Source organism: Mesobacillus maritimus (genome assembly GCF_023715205.1).
GTDB lineage: Bacteria > Bacillota > Bacilli > Bacillales > Cytobacillaceae > Mesobacillus_B > Mesobacillus_B maritimus_C.
On record NZ_JAMBNR010000025.1, the window covers coordinates 1 to 21,155 of the forward strand.

The following is a 21,155-nucleotide window of genomic DNA, read 5'->3' on the forward strand; positions in this document are numbered from 1 at the left end:
TCCTTAAATGAATAGTCTGGTGACGATGGCGAGAAGGTCACACCCGTTCCCATGCCGAACACGGAAGTTAAGCTTCTCAGCGCCGATGGTAGTTGGGGGATTCCCCCTGTGAGAGTAGGACGTCGCCGGGCTATCCACAACTTACCCACAATTAATGTGGATAAGTTGTAAATAATATTATAGTGGGGTGGAGCACGTTCGAATATTCATCTTCGAATACTCTACAGCGCACCGATTGAGCCACATCTTGATTTTACATTCTGAAATCGGGGCGGTCTTATCGGGTCCAGTGCTAACATAGAGCATAATTAAAATCTATGTGAATAATATTATCGCGGGGTGGAGCAGTTCGGTAGCTCGTCGGGCTCATAACCCGAAGGTCGCAGGTTCAAATCCTGCCCCCGCAATCATTTAATCTTGGTCCGGTAGTTCAGTTGGTTAGAATGCCTGCCTGTCACGCAGGAGGTCGCGGGTTCGAGTCCCGTCCGGACCGCCATTTTAATAGAATAATATAGTTTAAATGATAAGCGAAAAGTTGTTCGCTTTTTTTATTGTCTAAAAATAGTGTTTTAATGTTGTCATTTCTAGCAGTAAGAAGTTTTTGCTCTACATCTTAAAAAAGTGTAAACTACATATAGATTGTTATCCTTAGGAGGGATCCTAAGGTTTTTTTATTTTCTCAGCTCAAAGGCTGTTATTATGGGTAAAATAGATAGATAAAGTAAAAGTTAGGTGAGGGATTATGACATCATTTGAAATCGAAATGTCAAATGCTGAGCAAACACAGGAGTTTGCTAAGAAACTTGCAGGTTTCCTTCAGCCAGGAGATGTTATTGCCCTAGAAGGTGATTTGGGTGCAGGAAAGACGACATTTACAAAGGGACTTGCGCAAGGTTTAGGTGTAAAAAAAACAGTTAATAGTCCGACGTTTACCATTATTAAAGAATATCATGGGAATCTTCCGCTCTACCATATGGATGTTTATCGTGTTGAAGATTCATTTGAGGATTTGGGATTTGAGGAATATTTTGAAGGGGATGGAGTCACTATTGTGGAATGGGCTCACTTAATTGAATCCCAGCTTCCTGAAAACTTATTAACCATATTTCTATATCATGAGGGAAATGAGCAGCGGAAATTGGTTTTAAAACCTAAAGGTTTAAGATACGAACAGTTATGTAAGGAGCTCTTTGCATGAAAATATTATCTATTGATACGTCTAATTATGCTTTAGGAATCGGCTTATTAGATGAGAACCAGGTGTTGGGTGAATACATATCGAATATTAAAAAGAATCATTCTGTCAGAGTGATGCCCGCCATACAAACTATGATGAATGAATGTGGTGTCAAGCCTGCTGATTTAACCAAGATTGTCGTAGCAAAGGGACCAGGTTCTTATACTGGGGTACGAATAGGTGTAACCATTGCTAAGACTTTAGCATGGACTTTAAACATACCATTAACAGGAGTCTCCAGCCTTGAGGTTTTGGCTGCATCGGCAGGGCGTCATTTTAATGGCTTTATTTGTCCTTTATTTGATGCGAGAAGGGGACAAATTTATACAGGACTCTATCGTTTTAAAGATGGAAGACTGGTAACCGAAAAAGACGACCAACTCGTCCTAACGGCAGATTGGGCACCTGCATTAAGTACGCTATCAGAGCCCATCCTGTTTGTTGGGAATGATGTGTCGATTCATCAAAGTGTGATTACAGATGCATTAGGTGATCGAGCAGTCTTTGCAGAAATAACAGAACACAATCCACGTCCAGCAGAATTAGCTTTATTGGGGAGAGACCGAATTGAGGAAGACCCTCATTCATTTGTCCCAAATTATATCAGATTAGCTGAGGCTGAAGCTAAATGGCTAGATGCACAAAAAACTAAATAACGACTAGGAAGATGATTATGAATAAGACAATCGCTTTTCGTCGAATGGAAACAGAGGATATTGATCGTATATATGAGATTGAGACTAAATCTTTCACAACACCGTGGAGTAGAGAAGCCTTTTACAATGAACTAACCAAGAATCGGTTTGCTCTGTACACAGTAATTGAAGTGGATGACCAGGTAGTTGGTTACTGCGGTGCTTGGTTTATTGTCGACGAAGTTCATATTACCAATATTGCGCTCTTGCCTGAATATCGAGGAATGAAATTAGGAGAAGCGTTATTGGTTAAAGTGATGGATATGGTTCGTGAAATGGGTGCGAAGACGATGACCCTAGAGGTAAGGGTCAGCAATAATAGGGCTCAGTCACTATACCGAAAGTTGGGCTTTAAAGACGGAGCGATTCGAAAAAACTATTATACAGATGATATGGAAGATGCTTTAGTAATGTGGGTGAATTTATGACAAATAAAAGAGATCAGTTGATATTGGGGATTGAAACGAGCTGCGATGAAACGGCTGTAGCTATCATTAAAAATGGGCGAGAAATCATAGCGAATGTAGTAGCTTCACAAATTGAGAGCCATAAACGATTTGGAGGTGTGGTACCAGAAATCGCTTCGAGGCATCATGTTGAACAAATCACGATAGTGTTAGAGGAAGCGTTGCGTCAGGGACAGTTAAAAATGGAGGACATCGATGCGATCGCTGTTACTGAAGGACCTGGTTTAGTTGGTGCCTTACTAATTGGGGTAAATGCCGCAAAGGCACTAGCATTTGCACATGAAAAACCATTAGTAAATGTTCATCATATTGCCGGACATATCTACGCCAATCGACTTGTTAATGAAATGGAGTTTCCACTTTTAGCTTTAGTTGTCTCAGGAGGACATACAGAGCTTGTATACATGAAAGAGCACGGGCACTTTGAAGTAATAGGTGAAACGAGGGATGATGCAGCAGGTGAAGCCTATGATAAAGTAGCGCGAGTCTTAAATCTTCCTTATCCTGGAGGACCGCATATCGATCGACTCGCACACGAAGGAACGCCTGATTTAGACTTGCCAAGAGCATGGCTTGAACCAGGCTCTTATGATTTTAGCTTTAGTGGTTTAAAATCGGCAGTTATTAACACTGTCCACAATGCTGAACAACGTGGAGAGACAATTGCGCCAGAAACACTTGCGGCAAGCTTCCAAGAAAGTGTTATAGATGTTTTGGTTACTAAGGCTATACAAGCAGCCGAAGAATATAAAGTAAAACAAGTACTCCTTGCTGGTGGTGTTGCAGCTAATAAGGGTTTGAGAACGGCGTTAACAACTAAATTCCAAAAGCATGAAGGAATTGAGCTTGTGATTCCACCACTCTCTTTATGCACGGATAATGCCGCAATGATTGCCGCGGCTGGAAGTGTTTTATATGAAAAAGGTCAACGTGCAGATTTAATGTTAAATGGAAATCCTGGTTTGGATATTACTATCCACAATAATTGGGGATAACTATAAAGATATTCATGTTTTCAACAGATTCCTGTGGATGATAGAATATAAATGATAAATCACACGGCAAACTGTGTTTTTTGTGGATAAGATTAATATTTTCTGTGGATATTGTGGAAAACTTTGTTGGTATATCGAAAATAAGTAGGTTTTATGGTTATTTTGTACTGTGGATAAGTATTTGTAGAGAATATAATGAATGAGTTTATCCAGATAGCTATGAACTTTCTAAAGATTTCATAAAAAAATCCCGGGGATTCCCCGGGATTTTTTTATCTGTGGATAATTTTTTACTTTAATCTGCAAGTTCTGTCCATTCATCCATGAGCAACTCAATTTGTTGTTTGACCTTTTCTAATTGTTCATTCAGTTCGCTTACCTTTTCGTGATTTTGGAAAATTTCCGGATCACAAAGCTCTTCTTCATATTTTGCTGCTGCAGTTTCTAATTCTTCAATTGTCGCTTCAATTTCTTCGATCCGACGTTTGCGCTGTCTTTCTAACTTTTTTGTTTCTTTATCTTGTTGATAACTTTTTTTATCCGATGGCTGGGCCTCAACGAACTGTTGATTCGTTTGTGTTGTATTTAAAGCCGCTAATTCTTCTTGTTCTAGCTTTTTTTCAAGATAATAATCGTAATCCCCAAGATACTCCGTTATTCCTGTACTCTCTAATTCAAAAACCTTTGTTGCAATCCGATTAATAAAGTAACGGTCATGTGAGACAAACAGAAGGGTACCTGGGTAATCAATTAACGCATTCTCAAGAACTTCTTTACTATCCAAATCAAGATGGTTAGTAGGCTCGTCCAGGATGAGGAAATTGGCTTTTTCCATCATTAATTTTGCAAGCGCAAGTCGAGCTTTTTCTCCACCAGAAAGAGAGGAAACGGTTTTCAGTACATCATCACCAGAAAATAAAAAGTTTCCAAGAACGGTACGGATTTCTTTTTCAGGTTTAAGGGGATAGTCATCCCATAATTCGTTTAATACCTTTTTATTTGAGGTCAATTCAGCCTGTTGTTGATCATAATAGCCAATTGATACGTTAGAACCAAGTTGGAATCTGCCAGCAATTGCAGGGAGTTTATCCACAATGGTTTTTAATAGGGTGGACTTTCCAACACCGTTTGGGCCAACTAAAGCAACGCTATCGCCTCTAGTAATTCGAAATGAGATCTGTTCAGAAACTTTTTCTCCATCATAACCAACAGCGATTTGTTCAGCCTTTATGACATCGTTCCCACTTTGACGGTCAATTTCAAAGGAAAAGGTGGCTGACTTTTCATCTCCAGCTGGTCGGTCAATACGCTCCATTTTTTGTAATTGTTTACGTCTACTTTGAGCACGTTTCGTTGTAGAAGCACGTGCTAAATTTCGTTGGACGAAATCCTCTAGTTTGGCAATTTCATCTTGTTGTTTTTCAAAGAGTTTTAAGTCACGTTCATAATTGGCAGCTTTTTGGTCTAAATAAGCACTGTAGTTCCCAGTGAACTTTGTCATTTTATGTCGAGATAGCTCGAATACTTGGTTAACGACTTTATCCAAGAAATAACGGTCATGAGAGACAATCAAAATTGCACCAGAGTAGCCTTGAAGATATTGCTCAAGCCAAGAAAGGGTTTCAATATCAAGATGGTTGGTAGGCTCGTCCAATATCAATAGATCAGGCTTGGATAGCAAAAGCTTTCCGAGTGCTAATCTTGTTTTTTGTCCACCGCTTAAGGTCTCAATTTTGGTATCATAACTCATTGAGTGAAAGTTTAGACCGTGTAAGACAGAACGAATATCTGCCTCGTATTGATAGCCACCTTCGTCCTTAAACTTTACTTGGAGATGATCATATTCTTTTAGGACTTTATCGTTTCGATCACTATTTGAAAAGATAGCAGGATCCGCCATGGTTTCTTCAAGTTTTCGGAGATCCTTCTCCATTTGTTGAAGGTGGGCGAATACTGTTAACATTTCATCCCAAATTGATTTTTCAGATTCAAGTCCTGTGTTTTGTGCAAGGTAGCCAATTGAAACGCCCTTTGGTTTAATAATTTCTCCACTTTCATAGGAGGACTGTCCTGCAATTATTTTGAGTAAAGTTGATTTACCAGCACCATTTCGACCAACTAGGGCAATCCGGTCCTGAGTTTGTATTTCAAACTTAATATTCGATAGAATAAGCTCAGCTGCAAAATATTTTGTTAGTTGGTTAACTTGTAATAATATCATGTTTTTCACCTCATATAGCCTTGCTATAAGTGTACCCCATTCAATATTATGCGGCAACAAGTGGAGTTCTTTAGGTGATGTATATATGTGAAAAAAAGTACAATGTTGATACACAAGTTTGTGAAAATAGTGTATAGTTTTGTTTGAAAGGAGCTAAAACATGGCAGAGTTTACTCATTTTAATGAAGAAGGTAGAGCCAAAATGGTGGATGTTAGTGAAAAGCCAGAAACGGTTCGCACAGCAATTGCCCATTCTAGCATTACTGTAGATAAGGAAATCTATGAAAAGATTACTGAAAGCAAGATGAAAAAAGGTGATGTTCTTGCTGTTGCACAAGTAGCGGGAATCATGGCCTGTAAAAAAACATCTGAAATTATTCCGATGTGTCATCCTATTCCGTTAACTGGAATTAATATCTCATTTGCTTGGGAACAGGATGGAGACTCTTATATATTAGATATTTCTGCTTCTGTAAAAACAAAAGGAAATACAGGGGTTGAAATGGAAGCGTTAACAGCGGCTTCTGTCACTGCTTTAACCGTTTATGATATGTGTAAGGCGATTGATAAAGGCATGGTCATCGGGAAAACTTATTTGGTTGAGAAAACAGGAGGAAAGAACGGTGACTTTAGTAGAGGAGAAAGACTTCGATAATAAATAAAATGTACAGAGGAGGAGGGGAAAAAGAATGGCTAATGAAACGATGAAGATCCCACAAGCAACTGCGAAGAGATTGCCACTCTACTATCGCTTTTTAACAAATTTACACGCTTCTGGTAAACAAAGAGTCTCATCCGCAGAATTGAGTGAAGCAGTAAAGGTTGACTCAGCGACGATTAGGAGAGATTTCTCTTATTTCGGTGCCTTGGGGAAAAAGGGATATGGCTATAATGTAAATTACCTCTTATCCTTCTTTAGAAAAACACTGGATCAAGATGAATTAACAAAAGTAGCCCTAATTGGTGTCGGAAACTTAGGTACCGCGTTCTTAAATTATAATTTCTCAAAAAATAATAATACAAAGATAGAAGTGGCTTTTGATGTAGATGATAAAAAAATAGGCCAGCAAATTGGTGACGTAAAAGTCTATCATATGGATGACCTTGAAGAAGTCATTCAAGCAGAGGATATTCAAGTTGCCATTTTAACCATTCCATCAGGTGTGGCCCAAACAATTACCGACCGACTTGTGAGCGCAAATATTAAGGGGATTCTAAACTTTACTCCGGCTCGCTTAAGCGTACCAGCTGCAATCCGCATTCACCATATTGACTTAGCTGTAGAACTTCAGTCATTAATTTATTTTCTTAAGCATTATCCTATTGAAGAAGTGGAAACAGAGTAAGTGAAAAAGCCTCTCCTAAGCTGGGAGAGGCTCTTCTGCTTTAAACTTTGTTGAGCTGAAATTAGTGATTATTATCATGGTTTAAGAGTAACCCACTTATTTCTGGATTTTCTTTAATTTAAAATGAAATTGGATCATGCGAATTCCGGAACCGACATCAAAGGTAGCAAGTAACACTAGAACATAGGAGAAGAATCCCCAGCCAGTATGATTCACATTTTCAATAGCTAAGTATGTGAAGAGCAACCCTAATGTGAGATAGACAATGCCTGAAAATAAAGGCGATTGATTCATAGAAAAAGTCCTCCAATAAATCCTTGAATTTGTTCTGCTTCTTTAATCATTCTTTCCAGATCTTCACGAAATACGGACTGGATGAGAACAACCATGGTATTCATGGCCACATGAGCAAAGATTGGGACCAAAATACGCTTTGTTTTTACATAAAGAAAGGCAAAGGTAAAACCCATTGCTGAATATAAGATAACATGTTCAGGCTCAAAATGAGCGAGTGCAAAAATGACAGAACTGATTAAAGCTGATAAAAAGAAGCCGAAGCGCTGATGAAGCCGACCAAAAATAATTTTTCGGAATACAATCTCTTCTAAGATTGGTCCAATGACGCTACTTATTAAGATCACAATTGGGAATTGCTCAATTAAGTTTATAATTTGCGCAGTGTTTTCCGATCCAGTTTCTATTCCAAGCATTAACTCAATATTAGCGGCAACGGTTTGGGCAAATAGAGCGAGAAAAACACCAAAAATGGCCCAAGAAATGGAGCTTGGGACGGAAGCTGCATTTAGTGAACGGTGATTGGTTTTGTATTCCTTCCGAAGGAGGAACAAAACGATGAAGAGTGTCACCGAAAAGCTAATGACGAGCCAATACGGGATAGCTAGGGTTTGCATTTCTGTTGTACTTTTCCCAAGCAATGTCCCAATGAATAAGACGAGTGGTACTCCGATATAACTTGATAATTGCATAATAATATAAGCTATGAGAATGAAGCCATATTCCTTTTTCAATCTTTCAATCCCCTTTTCAAAGAAGGCTATTTATTCATTTTACTAGGAAACATAGGGAAAGTTCAAATTATGAAGATTCATTTGTAATTTAGGTCAAAGTGAGAGATAAAAGGACTGCACTAGAATAAAAAAATTTTTAATAGAACGGTTAAAAACCTCAATAATAACTATACTTAGTGAGGGTGGGAAAATTTATAAAAATTTTCATGCTTGATGCTTGCAAAATTGCAGGTGATTATTTAATATATAAATTGTGTTAGCACTCAATAGAGGTGAGTGCTAATAAATTCAAAAATTACATATAATTTGAGGAGGTTGTTTCACTTGATCAAGCCACTAGGAGATCGCATTGTAATTGAGCTTGTTGAGTCTGAAGAAAAAACTGCAAGCGGTATTGTATTACCTGACTCAGCGAAAGAGAAGCCTCAAGAAGGTAAAGTTGTAGCTGTAGGTTCTGGTCGTGTTCTTGAAAGTGGAGAGCGCGTAGCCCTTGAGGTTGCTGTTGGAGACCGCATCATCTTCTCAAAATACGGTGGTACTGAAGTAAAGTATCAAGGTACTGAATACTTGATTTTACGCGAAAGTGACATTCTTGCTGTAGTAGGTTAATAAACTGCACGAAATATAGACTACAATTTAGAGAATTTGAGGAGGTAACAATTTATGGCTAAAGAGATTAAATTTAGTGAAGAAGCTCGCCGTTCCATGCTTCGCGGAGTTGATACTCTTGCAGATGCAGTAAAAGTAACTCTTGGACCAAAAGGACGCAACGTGGTACTTGAGAAAAAATTCGGTTCTCCACTGATTACAAATGACGGGGTAACCATTGCAAAAGAAATCGAATTAGAAGATGCATTCGAAAACATGGGTGCAAAGCTTGTTGCTGAAGTTGCTAGCAAAACAAATGATGTTGCTGGTGACGGTACAACAACTGCGACTGTTCTTGCTCAAGCGATGATTCGCGAAGGCTTAAAGAACGTTACTGCTGGTGCAAACCCAATGGGTATTCGTAAAGGAATTGAAAAAGCAGTAGCTACTGCAGTTGAAGAATTAAAGGCTATCTCTAAGCCAGTAGAAAACAAAGAGTCTATCGCACAAGTTGCAGCAATCTCTTCTGCTGATGATGCAGTTGGTCAATTGATTGCTGAAGCAATGGAGCGCGTTGGAAACGACGGTGTAATCACAATCGAAGAATCTAAGGGTTTCACTACAGAATTGGATGTAGTAGAAGGTATGCAATTCGACCGTGGATATGCATCTCCTTATATGGTAACTGATTCTGATAAGATGGAAGCTGTTTTAGAAAATCCATACATCTTAATCACTGATAAGAAGATTACAAATATCCAAGAAATCCTTCCAGTTCTTGAGCAAGTTGTTCAACAAGGTAAGCCTTTATTGATGGTTGCTGAAGATGTTGAAGGTGAGGCACTTGCTACATTAGTAGTGAACAAGTTACGTGGAACATTCAATGCAGTTGCTGTTAAAGCTCCTGGATTTGGTGACCGTCGTAAAGCAATGCTTGAAGACATCGCCGCACTAACTGGTGGAGAAGTAATCACAGAAGAACTTGGCCGTGACTTGAAATCGACTACAATTGATTCTCTTGGACGCGCTGCAAAAGTTGTGGTTACAAAAGAAAACACAACAATCGTTGAAGGTGCTGGAGACAGCGCTGAAATCGGTGCACGTGTAAACCAAATCCGTGTTCAATTAGAAGAAACTACTTCTGAATTTGACCGTGAAAAATTACAAGAGCGTCTTGCAAAACTAGCAGGCGGAGTAGCTGTAATCAAAGTTGGTGCTGCTACAGAAACAGAACTAAAAGAGCGTAAACTTCGTATCGAAGATGCCTTAAACTCAACTCGCGCAGCAGTTGAAGAAGGAATCGTATCCGGTGGTGGAGTTGCCCTTCTAAACGTATACAACAAGGTTGCTCAGCTTGAAGCTGAAGGCGATGTTGCTACAGGTATCAACATTGTTCTACGTGCAATGGAAGAGCCAGTACGCACAATCGCTCACAACGCTGGCCTTGAAGGATCTGTTGTTGTTGACCGCTTAAAGCGTGAAGAAGTTGGCGTTGGTTTCAATGCTGCTACTGCTGAGTGGGTAAACATGATTGATGCAGGTATCGTTGACCCAACTAAGGTTACTCGTTCTGCACTTCAAAACGCAGCATCTGTTGCAGCTATGTTCTTAACAACTGAAGCAGTTGTTGCTGACAAGCCAGAAGAAAACGCTGGCGGCGGAATGCCTGACATGGGCGGCATGGGTGGAATGGGCGGAATGATGTAATAAACATCATAAAGCCTTTCTATTCTATAATAAAAAAGGTCACGAGTTTTGCTCGTGACCTTTTTTGACCTTATTTATCAATTTCATTAGGTTCTTATTAGTTTTCAAAGTTTTAAACACCGCTTTTTAGGCCCTATCGGTTGGGGCGAAGTAATGCTTATATATTTCTTATGAGCTATAGTCTATTGACGCAACAATGCACCATTAGGCTCTGGTAACTCTTCTTTCCTAATTTGATTCATTTTACAAAAGTGTTTAAAAAAGTTCTCTGCTAGTTCTTGATCCGCTGTGTCATTTTTCAATGAGACAATATCAAGTAAAATTTGACCCATCGATACATTATCAAGATAACGGTATTTACCTGTATTCCAAGTCATGTTATGAGGGGATTTTTCATTTACACAATACTTCCAAAAAGGAAACTGATCAGATTCTCTTTCTGTAAGTTGTAGTCTGTATTCTGAATGAGCTGGAATAAATCCATCTTCACAAGATTTACCAATAAAATTTTCTTTTACCATATAAACGCCTAAGATGCGTCGATCTTTTTCAGGCATACTGGAATCTCTTGATGTGATAAGGCAAACACTGTTTTTGTACAGGCGGGTAGGTTTTTTCGGTTTTCCTTTGTTATCACCGCTTTTTATTATGTCAGTAGGAATTTTCCATTCTGTAAAAACCCCACTCAATTCTTCGTCTTCACACCAATAAACCATTTGTGATTGCGGATGAAGTTTATGATTCTTCATAAGTTTTTCATGTTCCAAGCGAAGTTGCTGCTCTTTGCGTTGCAATCTTTTTCTCTCTTCCTTTTCCTGCACGATCTTCTTTAGTTCTATTTCTTTTTCTTGTATAACTTTCTCAAGTGAATGGGCAACACTTTTGTCGTGTAGCTTAAGGTATTTTCCGAAAGCATCGGGAAAAACAAACTTTTTACTTTCCGTTGCGAAATGGATTTCTATCATAGAGTCATTATGTTTAACAATACTTCCCTTACCAAAATGATTGTGGGTTACTTCTTTATTGATTAGATTCATTCTTTTTGTCCTCCTTGACATACTAAAACCCGGTCACTCTATTTGAGTCACTGGTTAGTCCCATTCAATTAACTTGATTTGGAGATGTAAGTTCCCTAATTGTTTGAAGCCGCAGTTTCTTCTCTCCTATTTAGTCCCCTAGAACAGATGAATTTCACAATTTAAACCACTAGTTCCATTACAACTCTCCTTACTTCTTAGGATGTATATAAAAAAACGCATCCAAATTCTATCTGCAAAAGATTACATAAGAATTTGAATACGATTTGAAAAAATAACTGTAAGATTATCTTAACATATTTCTGAAAATATCACAAATTTATTGTTGACAATATATTTATCTATAGTATAGAATAAAAAGTTATTTTATTGTCTACGATGACAGTCTTTCGTAATCCATTTCGATCAATTACATCCATACTAAGCTAGAGTAGTGAAAGTTAAGGTATAATATAAGAATGAATATAAGAGGCAAAAGAATGAGAGTGAGCATGTTTGGTTGATATTAGTAAAATTATTCAAGGAAAAAAATTAACGGAATTAGATGTTCAAATTGTTCAATATATCATTGATAACATTGATCATGTTTTGCAAAAAGGGGTCCGTGAAATCGCTAAAGAAAATTATACCTCTCCCGCTACCGTTATTCGCTTATCGAAAAAGTTAGGCTATACCGGATTTGTTGACATGTATTATCAACTTCTGCCGTTGATAAAAAAAGTAGAAGTGTCACAAAGTGGTGATATCGAAGACTTTTTACAAATCAGTCAAACGGACTTTTTATCCCACAACACATTGGAAGAGATTGAGACGTTTATTCGCAAAGTGCTAAATCATGAACAAAGGTATATTTTTATTTATGCAACTGGTTTTTCCGCCATTGCTGGCGAGTATTTGTATAAAAAACTTTTAGTTTTAGGCCGGAAAACGATTTTTGCCAGCGCTACGGATTCAGTGGGAGTATTTGAGAATAATCTTGAGGACATTGGGGCATTAGTCGTCATATCCAAATCAGGCGAAACACAAACTGTGATGGATAAATTGCATGCCGCCAAAGAACACCGTGTGTTTACAGCGTCGTTCACGAAGGAAACAGAGAATCGCATTGCTGAACTGTCAGATTTGAATTTTAAAATACTCGATCAAAATAAACTGGATGACAGAAATATGCTGCCAAATAGCTTCTTTCCAAGGCTGCTTTTACTATTTGAGTTTATTCTTAAGCAGTATGTTGAAAACTTAGGCTCGAATCAGAATAGGAAAAAATGAAACGTGTTTCAATATGTGAAACACGTTTTTATTGATGGTAAAACTCTCGATTTTAAAACGCTTCCATTGTATTCTAAACGTGTCTAAAAATAAATAAACGTAGGAGGTGCGGCAAAATGAAAGCCAAAGTGATGGAAGGAATGCAGCGTTTTTCAAAAGCGATGTTTATTCCAGTTCTTATTTTGCCGATTGCGGGTATTTTAATTGCCCTGGGGAATTTATTTACGAATGCAAGGCTAATGGAAGTCATTCCATTTTTGGATAATCCGATTACGACCGGGTTTGGGTCGATTTTAACCGGATCACTAGTTTCGATTCTCGGTAACTTAGGGCTCATTTTCTGTGTCGGTATCACCGTTGGATTAGCAAATAAAGAAAAAGCGATTGCTGGTTTTACTGCTTTATTAGGTTATTTAGTGTTTGTAAATGCCATGAATAAATTTATGGAACTTAGTGGAGTACTGTTTCAAGGTGACTCGCTTCAAGGTAGCGGACAAACCCTTATATTAGGTGTTCAAATCCTTGATATGGGCGTTTTCCTCGGAATTATTCTCGGAATTGTAACCGCTATCGTCCATAATAAATTTGTTGATATAGAATTTAATGGAGCTTTTCAAATTTACGGCGGATCCCGCTTTGTTTTTATCGTGCTCATTCCGGTTGTTGTCTTATTATCAATTGCTCTAACGTATATTTGGCCGTTTTTCCAAACGGGTATTAACAATCTTGGAACACTTATTAATCACAGCGGTAACTTCGGGATTTTCTTATACGGAATGTTGGAACGGTTGTTAATTCCAACTGGACTGCATCACTTAATTTATACACCATTCTTGTACACTTCATTGGGTGGTACAGCCGAAGTTGGCGGACAAATATTTGAAGGTGCAAGAAATATCTACTATGCGGAGATCGCAGATCCAACTGTAAAAGAGCTTTCTTCATCCGTAGTTTGGGATGCACGCGGTATTTCAAAAATGTTTGGCTTAATTGGAGCCTGCTTAGCGATGTACCATACGGCCAAGCCTGAGAACAAAGCTAAGGTAAAAGCCATTTTAATTCCAGCAGCCGTTACGTCCTTTATTGCAGGTGTAACGGAACCAATTGAATTCTCATTTATGTTCGTCGCACCACTTTTATTTGTTGTTCATGCTGCATTAAGTGGTTTAGCGATGGTAACGTTTAGTCTTTTAGATGTCAGAGCAATTGGTCCGAACGGAATGATTGACTTTCTATTATTCAACTTACCACTTGGAATCGAAAAAACGCACTGGCCAATGTACATTTTAATTGGATTAATCTTCTTTGTTATTTACTATTTAGTATTCCGTTTCCTAATCGTGAAATTTAACTTCAAAACGGTCGGAAGAGAAGATGAAGGCCAAGAAACCAAATTATATTCGAAGAATGATTTAAAAGAAAAGCAAGCCCAAGGAAAAACTGGTGTTTCCGTTCCTCAAGGGAATGACGGAATGGCCCCAGTAATTGTCAATGCTTTAGGCGGAGCGAGCAACATAAATACAGTAACAAATTGCTATACAAGACTTCGTTTAACGCTGGATAACCCAGAAAAAGTTAATGAAGAAGTATTGAAAAGAGAAACAGGTGCCAGTGGAGTCGTGATTAAAGATAAGAATGTTCAGGTTGTTTATGGCTTACAGGTCACAAACATTCGGAAAGCTGTTGACAGCTATTTAGGATTAACAACTAACGAATAAAACAGTGATGAAAACAACAAAGATTTTTAGAAGGGAATGGAGAACATGAAAAAATTCTCAGTCGTTATTGCAGGTGGAGGAAGTACCTATACCCCAGGGATTGTTATGATGTTATTGGATAACCTTGACCGTTTCCCGCTTCGAAAATTAAAACTATATGATAATGACGGTGAAAGACAAGCCGTTTTAGGGGAAGCAATTGATATTGTCTTAAAAGAAAAAGCGCCGGATATAGAGTATTGTTTCACAACTGATCCGGGAGAAGCTTTTACTGATATCGACTTCTGTTTTGCTCATATCCGTACGGGGAAATATGAAATGCGCGAAAAAGATGAGAAAATTCCATTAAAGCACGGTGTTGTTGGCCAAGAAACTTGCGGACCTGGTGGAATTGCTTATGGAATGAGAAGTATCGGTGATATGATTGAGTTAATTGACATGATGGAAAAATACTCACCAGACGCCTGGATGTTAAACTACTCCAATCCTGCCGCGATTGTAGCGGAAGCTTGCCGCGTTCTTCGGCCAAATTCAAAGGTATTGAATATTTGTGATATGCCTGTAGGCACATTGCGCAGAATGTCTCATATTATCGGCAAAGAACCACAGGATTTAGAAGTACGTTATTTTGGATTAAACCACTTTGGCTGGTGGACAAGTGTAAAAGATAAAGAGGGAAACGAATATCTTCCTCAGATTCGCGATTATGTTGCAGAAAACGGCTATCTGACTCAAAAAGAAGTAGATACCCAGCACACGGATGCCAGCTGGCAGGAAACACATAAAAAGGCAAAAGACCTTTTAGCGGTCGACCCAAGATTCTTGCCAAATACGTATTTAAAGTATTATTTATACCCTGATTATGTAGTGGAGACTTCTAATCCGGAATACACAAGAGCAAATGAGGTTATTGCTGGTAGAGAAAAGACAGTGTTTTCAACAGCAAGAACCATTATTGAAAATGGAACTGCGGAAGGCTGCGAATTTGAAATGGGGGCACATGCTACCTTCGTCGTTGATTTGGCTCGTGCAATTGCCTTTAACACACATGAGAGAATGCTATTGATTGTGGAAAACAATGGAACGATTGCGAACTTTGATGATGACGCCATGGTCGAAGTACCATGTATTGTTGGCACCAATGGTCCAGAGCCATTAAGCCAAGGGAAAATTCCTGAATTCCAAAGAGCGTTAATGTACCAGCAAGTAACAGTAGAGAAATTAGTTGTACAAGCTTATGTAGAAGGCAGCTATCAAAAATTATGGCAGGCTCTAATTCTTTCAAAAACAGTACCGAGTGCGAAAGTAGCGAAAGAAATCCTAGATGATTTAATTGAAGCAAATAAAGGCTATTGGCCGGAGTTAAACTAAAAGAATAAGAGAACTTCAAAAACGCAAACCGTTATTACTCTATTAGACCCAATTAAAAGGAGGCTTCTCATAAGTTGATTAAACTTATGGGAAGTCTCTTTTTCATTTCTTAAGGAACGCATAACTGTAACATTTTTCGTAATTTGATTATTTGAATGAACAAGGGTTTTCGTCATTTGCTCGGTAGGCCGATTGCCTCGGCATTTTAAAGAATCCTACCTTTGAGATAATTATACAAAGGGGCTAAAAAACGAATATTAAAACGGTAATTATTAATAACATTCGTCTTTTTGTTGACAGCGGGAATTGCTGATGTTACGATGAGTTTGTAAAAATTAAATGTTATTCTCGTATAATTCCTGGGGATATGGCCCAAAAGTTTCTACCGAGCTACCGTAAATGGCTTGACTACGAGGTTGTGTATAGAAATATGGGGATAAGTTTATTTCTCGTTTCCATTAGCTACCTTCCTAAAGTCAAGCACCGGTATAAATCGGTGCTTTTTAATTTTTACAAAATAACAATTCAACATGATTTACAGGGAGGATCATCTTAATGAAAAAAAGCACAAAAAAAATAGCATTGATCTTATTCATTGCTTTAATGGCTGCTGTAATGGCCGCATGCGGAAATGACTCAGCAAATGGAAATGAAGATAAGTCTGGGACAGAAGAAGAAGGATTAAAAATTGCGATTGTAACAAGTCCATCAGGCGTGGATGATGGGAACTTTAATGAAGATAACTATAACGGTATTTTAAGTTTTATTGAAAAACATCCTAATGCAACAGTAAAGGCTGTTCGCGAAGAAACTGGTGATCCTGCTGCGGCTGTACAAGCAGTTGCTGATATTGTGGCAGATTACGATGTTATTGTAACACCTGGGTTTCAATTTGCTGGAGTTTCCAGTATTGCTGTAGAAAATTCGGATAAGAAATTTATTTTAAATGACTCTGAGCCTACACCTGTAGGGGACCAAACAGATTTCGATAATATCTATGCGATGAATTTCGCCGAACAAGAAAGTGGTTTTTTTGCAGGAATGGCTGCAGCACTTGAAACAAAAACAAATAAAGTAGCGGTTGTAAATGGGATCGCTTATCCTTCAAATGTAAATTATCAATTTGGCTTTGAATCAGGTGTGAATTATACGAATGCGGTATTTGGAACGGATGTTGAAGTTGTTGAGTTATCAGGTTATTCAGGTACTGATGTAAATGGTGCTGATGTTGGTGGGAACTATGTAGGATCATTTGCAGATCCAGCAACGGGTAAAGTTGTTGGGAACGCATTAATTGAAAAAGGTGTCGATATTATCTTTGTTGCAGCAGGTGGCACTGGCAATGGTGTATTCACAGCAGTTAAGGAAGCTAAAGATGATGTCAAAGTAATTGGTGTGGATGTTGACCAATATGATGAAGGTGTAAATGGTTCTGAAAATATCGTATTAACATCTGGCGTAAAATTCATGGGTATGAATATAGAAAAGTCCTTAAATTCTGTTGTTGACGGAAGCTTTAAAGGTGGAAATGTCGTTCTTCATGCAGATACAGATTCAACCGGTTTTATAAAAGAAGAAGGTCGTCATCAATTATCAGAGGATACGCTAAGTAAAATGAATGAAGCTTACGAGCTAGTAAAAGACGGTACAATTGTACCTGCATCAAATTTTAATGGCCATACTCCAGAAAAATTTCCAGGGTTATAAGAAATAAATAATGAAGTGAACCATTAGAAGTTTGTCATTTCCTCTATTAATAATAGGGAATGATGAACTTCTTTTAACTTCCTTTTCCAAATTATTTTAACTAAAGGAGATAAGAGATGTCTGATTATATTATAGAAATGAAAAATATAACCAAACGATTTCCTGGAATCGTGGCAAATGATGATGTATCTATTCGCATTAAAAAAGGGGAAATTTTTGCGCTACTCGGAGAAAATGGTGCAGGTAAATCAACGCTGATGAGTATTCTAGGTGGAATGTATGAACCGGATGAAGGAGAAGTTTATATTCGTGGTGAGAAAGTTCAAATTAGCTCACCCACTCATGCGGCAAAGCTTAACATCGGAATGGTTCATCAGCATTTTAAGCTTGTCTCTGATTATACGATTACGGAAAATATTATCTTAGGGGTAGAGCCAATCAAAAAATTTGCAGGTCTCTTTCCATATGTCGATATCCGAAATGCGAATCGAAAAATTGAAGAACTATCTAAAAACTTCGGCTTAGAAGTGGATCCGACGAAGAAAATATCTGACCTGACTGTTTCTATGCAGCAACGGGTAGAAATTTTAAAAGTGTTATATCGTGAAGCAGAAATTCTTATTTTTGATGAACCGACTGCTGTGTTAACGCCTCAAGAAACTGACTTTTTACTTGGAATTATCGATGGCTTACGGAACGGTGGAAAAACAATTATCTTAATTACACATAAGCTGGATGAAATTAAGAAAATAGCCGATCGATGTGCGGTATTAAACAAAGGTAAACTAGTAGAGGTGCTGGATGTAAAGGAAACTTCCACTAAGAAAATGGCCCAACTCATGGTCGGCAGGGAGGTAAACCTTGAATCGGATAAAGCTCCTGCAGTATTTAAAGAGGAAGTATTGAAGGTAGAACATCTAACGGTGAAAAATGAAGATGGGTTTGAAGTAGTCAAAGACGTTTCTTTTACGATAAAGAGTGGGGAAATATTTGCGATTGCTGGAGTCGCCGATAATGGTCAAGTCGAAATTGCCGATGCTATTGCAGGATTAACGAAGGTTAGCGGCGGTAGAATTTTTCTGAACGGTATGGATATTACAAATGAAAGCATAAGAAAAAGAACAGAATATGGAATATCCTATATACCTGAGGATCGACAAAGCTTTGGATTAGTATTGGATTTTGATATATCTACTAACCTAGCATTAAAGCAGTACTATCGGGAGCCCTTTGCTAGAAAGGGAATCTTAAATAAAGAGGAATTTGAGCAGGTTGGTACTAAGTTAATTGATAAATATGATATTAGAAGTGGACAAGGGATAAAGACGCAAGTTCGTTCAATGAGTGGGGGAAATCAGCAAAAAACCATTATTGCACGCGAAATCGAATTGCAATCCCCGCTCATGATTTTCGTTCAGCCAACACGAGGAGTAGATATTGGTGCGATTGAAAATATTCATAAAATGATGATTCAAGAACGCGACCAAGGGAAAGCGATTTTACTTGTTTCATTAGAGTTAGAAGAAATTATGAATGTAGCGGATACCATTGGAGTGATATATAATGGCCAACTTCAAAAGATTGCTAGTAGTGAATCGTTAACAACGAATGAAGTCGGCGAATATATGATGGGGGCAAAGCATGAGCAAAGATAACAGGAAACATAACTTAAGAAAAAATTTTATTCGACCAATCAGCAATGAAAAGTGGCAACCGATCACGATTCCATTAGTGTCTATATTCATAAGTTTTATTGCTGCGGCCATTGTCATTCTTATCATTGGCAAAAATCCCTTCCAGGCATTTTATAACTTATTACAAGGCGCAGGTATTATGCCTAAGCCTTCCTATGCTGGATATAAGGGTATGTTGACTGACTTTTTAAGTTTGCTAAACGCGATGACACCGCTTGTGTTTGCCAGCTTGGCAGTTGCAGTTGCTTTAAAAGCGGGTCTATTTAATATTGGGGTTTCCGGTCAAATGCTGGTCTCTGGTTTTTTAGCGACGATTATTGTTGGTTACAGTGGTTTAGATGCGATTATTGCAAAGCCGCTTGTGTTGGTAATCGGAATTGCCGCTGGAGGATTAATGGGCGGACTAGTAGGATGGCTTAAATATAAATTCAACATTAATGAAGTCGTATCTACGATTATGTTAAATTATATTGCTCAATATGTTATAAGCTTTTTTATTCAAATGTATTATATTGATCCGATTTCAAGACAATCCAAATATATTGAAGAAGCAGCAAGATTAACTTTAGTAAATGTCGAAATAGCCAACTTGAAAATGGATATTCCGTTGGGCTTTATTTTAGCGATTTTTACCGCGATTTTCCTAAAGTTTGTCATGGACAAAACAGTCGTTGGTTTTGAAATTAAAGCGGTAGGGAAAAACCGCAATGCAGCAAAATATGCAGGGATTCATGTCGGAAGAAATACCGTCTTAGCCATGATGATTTCAGGAGGTTTGGCTGGTCTTGCAGGTGTCACCTATTATTTAGGTTACTTTTCTTCCATCCAACCAAAAGTTTTATCAAGTATCGGTTTTGATTCGATTGCTGTATCGTTATTAGGAAACTCTCATCCAATTGGGGTTATTTTTTCATCCTTTTTAGTCTCGATTATTGACCAAGGGAGCACGTATATGAGTTCACAGGCAGGAATTAGACAAGAAATTTCGTCTGTTATCATCGGATTAATCCTCCTGTTCAGTGCATGTGGTGAGTACTTGAAACAAAAGGTTAGCCGCTTAAAGGAAAAAGATTTGGATCAAAAGAAGGGTGAATCATAATGGATACAGTAATTATTGATGGATTATCATTTGCTCTCCCTCTGTTTATTATCGCAATAGGGGGAATATATAGTGAAAAAAGCGGGATTACCAATCTAGCACTTGAAGGCTTTCAAGGATTTGGGGCATTCATCGGTGCGCTGTCAGCTGTGTTAATCGCAAATGTTTCTGGCACAGAAATTCAGAATCTATTTTATGTGGCATTACTATTTTCAATGCTAGGCGGAATGGTTTTTTCCATTATTCATGCTGTGCTAAGTATTAAGTTTAAGGCAGACCAAGTAATCAGTGGCGTCGTCATTAACATCTTGGCTTTAGCCCTAACCACGTTTTTAACAGCACAAATAAATGCATTCGTATTTGGAACGGCTTCGGATAAGTTTCAACTGGGTGTATCGGACCGTTTTACGATTGAAGGATTAGCGAACATACCAGTGATTGGAGCGGTCTTTACGAATGTATATCCGTTCGAAGTGATTATCATCGTGATTGCCTTTTTTGCTTGGTATCTTTTATACAAAACAAAATTTGGGATGCGCTTAAGAGCGAGCGGGGAAAACCCTCATTCCGTTGATGCAGCCGGTGTTAATGTTTCAAAAATTAGGTTTTCTGCGGTTCTAATTTCGGGCCTATTAGCCGGTCTTGGTGGCATGTGTTTTGCCTATTCGATTTCAGCTAATTTTTCTTCAAATATTTATATGGGATATGGCTTCCTAGCCATTGCGGCATTAATATTTGGGAATTGGAGGATTCTCCCAACTTTAGCCGCTTGTCTTTTATTTGGTTTTGCAAAATCTGGGGGGGCGTTTATTGCTCAGTCAATGGCATTACCAAGTAGTTTCACTGATTTATTCATGATTTTACCGTATGTATTAACGTTATTATTATTAATCTTTTTCTCTAAATCAAATCGCGCTCCGAGAGCATTAGGGGAGATATATGACAAAGGAAAGCGGTAGGTTCATTTAACGAGCAG

Annotated in this window: 19 protein-coding genes, 2 tRNA genes, 1 rRNA gene and 1 riboswitch; of the genes, 18 read left to right on the top strand and 4 right to left on the bottom strand. The window is 38.2% G+C overall.

All coding sequences use genetic code 11. The annotated features are described in order from the left end of the window. Positions 1-15 precede the first annotated feature (15 nt). The 7 genes from rrf (at position 16) to tsaD (ending at position 3,394) form a co-directional block, all read left to right on the top strand. Positions 16-131: ribosomal RNA gene (rrf, locus tag M3182_RS23675) — 5S ribosomal RNA — on the top strand. Between the two features lie 202 nt (positions 132-333). Further along, positions 334-407 (top strand) — tRNA-Met (locus M3182_RS23680). Between the two features lie 12 nt (positions 408-419). Continuing rightward, positions 420-496, top strand: a tRNA-Asp gene (locus M3182_RS23685). A 246-nt stretch (positions 497-742) separates the two neighbouring features. After that, entirely contained in the window at positions 743-1,198 is a 456-nt protein-coding gene (gene tsaE, locus M3182_RS23690; protein WP_251437019.1) for a tRNA (adenosine(37)-N6)-threonylcarbamoyltransferase complex ATPase subunit type 1 TsaE, read from the top strand. Then, a complete protein-coding gene (gene tsaB / locus M3182_RS23695; protein ID WP_251437017.1) occupies positions 1,195-1,893 on the top strand; it encodes a tRNA (adenosine(37)-N6)-threonylcarbamoyltransferase complex dimerization subunit type 1 TsaB in 699 nt (232 codons plus the stop codon). Before tsaE ends, tsaB begins: the two co-directional genes overlap by 4 nt. 17 nt (positions 1,894-1,910) lie before the next feature. Beyond that, a complete protein-coding gene (rimI, locus tag M3182_RS23700; RefSeq protein WP_251437015.1) occupies positions 1,911-2,360 on the top strand; it encodes a ribosomal protein S18-alanine N-acetyltransferase in 450 nt (149 codons plus the stop codon). Beyond that, on the top strand, positions 2,357-3,394 hold the full coding sequence (gene tsaD / locus M3182_RS23705; RefSeq protein WP_251437013.1) for a tRNA (adenosine(37)-N6)-threonylcarbamoyltransferase complex transferase subunit TsaD: 1,038 nt from the start codon (positions 2,357-2,359) through the stop codon (positions 3,392-3,394). Before rimI ends, tsaD begins: the two co-directional genes overlap by 4 nt. A gap of 295 nt (positions 3,395-3,689) precedes the next feature. Here tsaD and M3182_RS23710 read toward each other — a convergent pair whose 3' ends face one another. Further along, entirely contained in the window at positions 3,690-5,615 is a 1,926-nt protein-coding gene (locus M3182_RS23710; RefSeq protein WP_251560341.1) for an ABC-F family ATP-binding cassette domain-containing protein, read from the bottom strand. Positions 5,616-5,775: 160 nt separating this feature from the next. Between M3182_RS23710 and moaC the strand changes: the two genes are divergently transcribed. Both moaC and M3182_RS23720 read left to right on the top strand, forming a co-directional pair. Next, positions 5,776-6,270 (top strand): cyclic pyranopterin monophosphate synthase MoaC, encoded by a 495-nt coding sequence (moaC, locus tag M3182_RS23715; protein WP_251437009.1) that lies wholly within the window; start codon positions 5,776-5,778, stop codon positions 6,268-6,270. A 34-nt stretch (positions 6,271-6,304) separates the two neighbouring features. Continuing rightward, complete coding sequence (locus M3182_RS23720; RefSeq protein WP_251437007.1) at positions 6,305-6,961, top strand: redox-sensing transcriptional repressor Rex; 657 nt, start codon at positions 6,305-6,307, stop codon at positions 6,959-6,961. 96 nt (positions 6,962-7,057) lie between these two features. Here M3182_RS23720 and M3182_RS23725 read toward each other — a convergent pair whose 3' ends face one another. Together M3182_RS23725 and M3182_RS23730 are read right to left on the bottom strand one after the other, a co-directional pair. Continuing rightward, positions 7,058-7,255, bottom strand: coding sequence for a YdiK family protein (locus M3182_RS23725; protein WP_251437005.1), 198 nt, complete (start codon positions 7,253-7,255; stop codon positions 7,058-7,060). Then, complete coding sequence (locus M3182_RS23730; protein WP_251437003.1) at positions 7,252-7,989, bottom strand: CPBP family intramembrane glutamic endopeptidase; 738 nt, start codon at positions 7,987-7,989, stop codon at positions 7,252-7,254. Before M3182_RS23730 ends, M3182_RS23725 begins: the two co-directional genes overlap by 4 nt. Positions 7,990-8,313: 324 nt before the next feature. Here M3182_RS23730 and groES point away from each other — a divergent pair, with 324 nt between their 5' ends. Then, complete coding sequence (gene groES, locus M3182_RS23735; RefSeq protein WP_251437002.1) at positions 8,314-8,598, top strand: co-chaperone GroES; 285 nt, start codon at positions 8,314-8,316, stop codon at positions 8,596-8,598. A gap of 54 nt (positions 8,599-8,652) precedes the next feature. Continuing rightward, positions 8,653-10,284 carry a chaperonin GroEL gene (groL, locus tag M3182_RS23740; RefSeq protein WP_251437000.1) on the top strand — a complete coding sequence of 544 codons (1,632 nt, stop codon included), beginning with the start codon at positions 8,653-8,655 and terminating at the stop codon, positions 10,282-10,284. 182 nt (positions 10,285-10,466) lie between these two features. Here groL and M3182_RS23745 read toward each other — a convergent pair whose 3' ends face one another. Beyond that, complete coding sequence (locus M3182_RS23745) at positions 10,467-11,321, bottom strand: malate synthase (protein WP_251436998.1); 855 nt, start codon at positions 11,319-11,321, stop codon at positions 10,467-10,469. Between the two features lie 495 nt (positions 11,322-11,816). On the opposite strand from M3182_RS23745, the gene M3182_RS23750 reads away from it, so the two are divergent. From M3182_RS23750 to M3182_RS23780, 7 genes are all read left to right on the top strand, one after another. Beyond that, positions 11,817-12,590: a MurR/RpiR family transcriptional regulator gene (locus tag M3182_RS23750; RefSeq protein ID WP_251436996.1), complete on the top strand. Its 774-nt coding sequence runs from the start codon at positions 11,817-11,819 to the stop codon at positions 12,588-12,590. A gap of 116 nt (positions 12,591-12,706) precedes the next feature. Further along, positions 12,707-14,308, top strand: coding sequence for a PTS transporter subunit EIIC (locus M3182_RS23755; RefSeq protein WP_251436994.1), 1,602 nt, complete (start codon positions 12,707-12,709; stop codon positions 14,306-14,308). A 45-nt stretch (positions 14,309-14,353) separates the two neighbouring features. Then, positions 14,354-15,679 carry a 6-phospho-alpha-glucosidase gene (locus M3182_RS23760; RefSeq protein ID WP_251436992.1) on the top strand — a complete coding sequence of 442 codons (1,326 nt, stop codon included), beginning with the start codon at positions 14,354-14,356 and terminating at the stop codon, positions 15,677-15,679. 328 nt (positions 15,680-16,007) lie between these two features. Next, positions 16,008-16,110, top strand: a riboswitch (purine riboswitch). A gap of 124 nt (positions 16,111-16,234) precedes the next feature. After that, entirely contained in the window at positions 16,235-17,386 is a 1,152-nt protein-coding gene (locus tag M3182_RS23765; protein ID WP_251560343.1) for a BMP family lipoprotein, read from the top strand. Between the two features lie 116 nt (positions 17,387-17,502). Continuing rightward, positions 17,503-19,041, top strand: a complete 1,539-nt coding sequence (locus M3182_RS23770; protein WP_251560345.1) for an ABC transporter ATP-binding protein — start codon at positions 17,503-17,505, stop codon at positions 19,039-19,041. Further along, positions 19,028-20,179 carry an ABC transporter permease gene (locus M3182_RS23775; protein ID WP_251560347.1) on the top strand — a complete coding sequence of 384 codons (1,152 nt, stop codon included), beginning with the start codon at positions 19,028-19,030 and terminating at the stop codon, positions 20,177-20,179. The genes M3182_RS23770 and M3182_RS23775 overlap by 14 nt, the downstream gene beginning before the upstream one ends. Beyond that, positions 20,179-21,138: an ABC transporter permease gene (locus M3182_RS23780; protein ID WP_251560349.1), complete on the top strand. Its 960-nt coding sequence runs from the start codon at positions 20,179-20,181 to the stop codon at positions 21,136-21,138. The genes M3182_RS23775 and M3182_RS23780 overlap by 1 nt, the downstream gene beginning before the upstream one ends. Positions 21,139-21,155 lie beyond the last annotated feature (17 nt).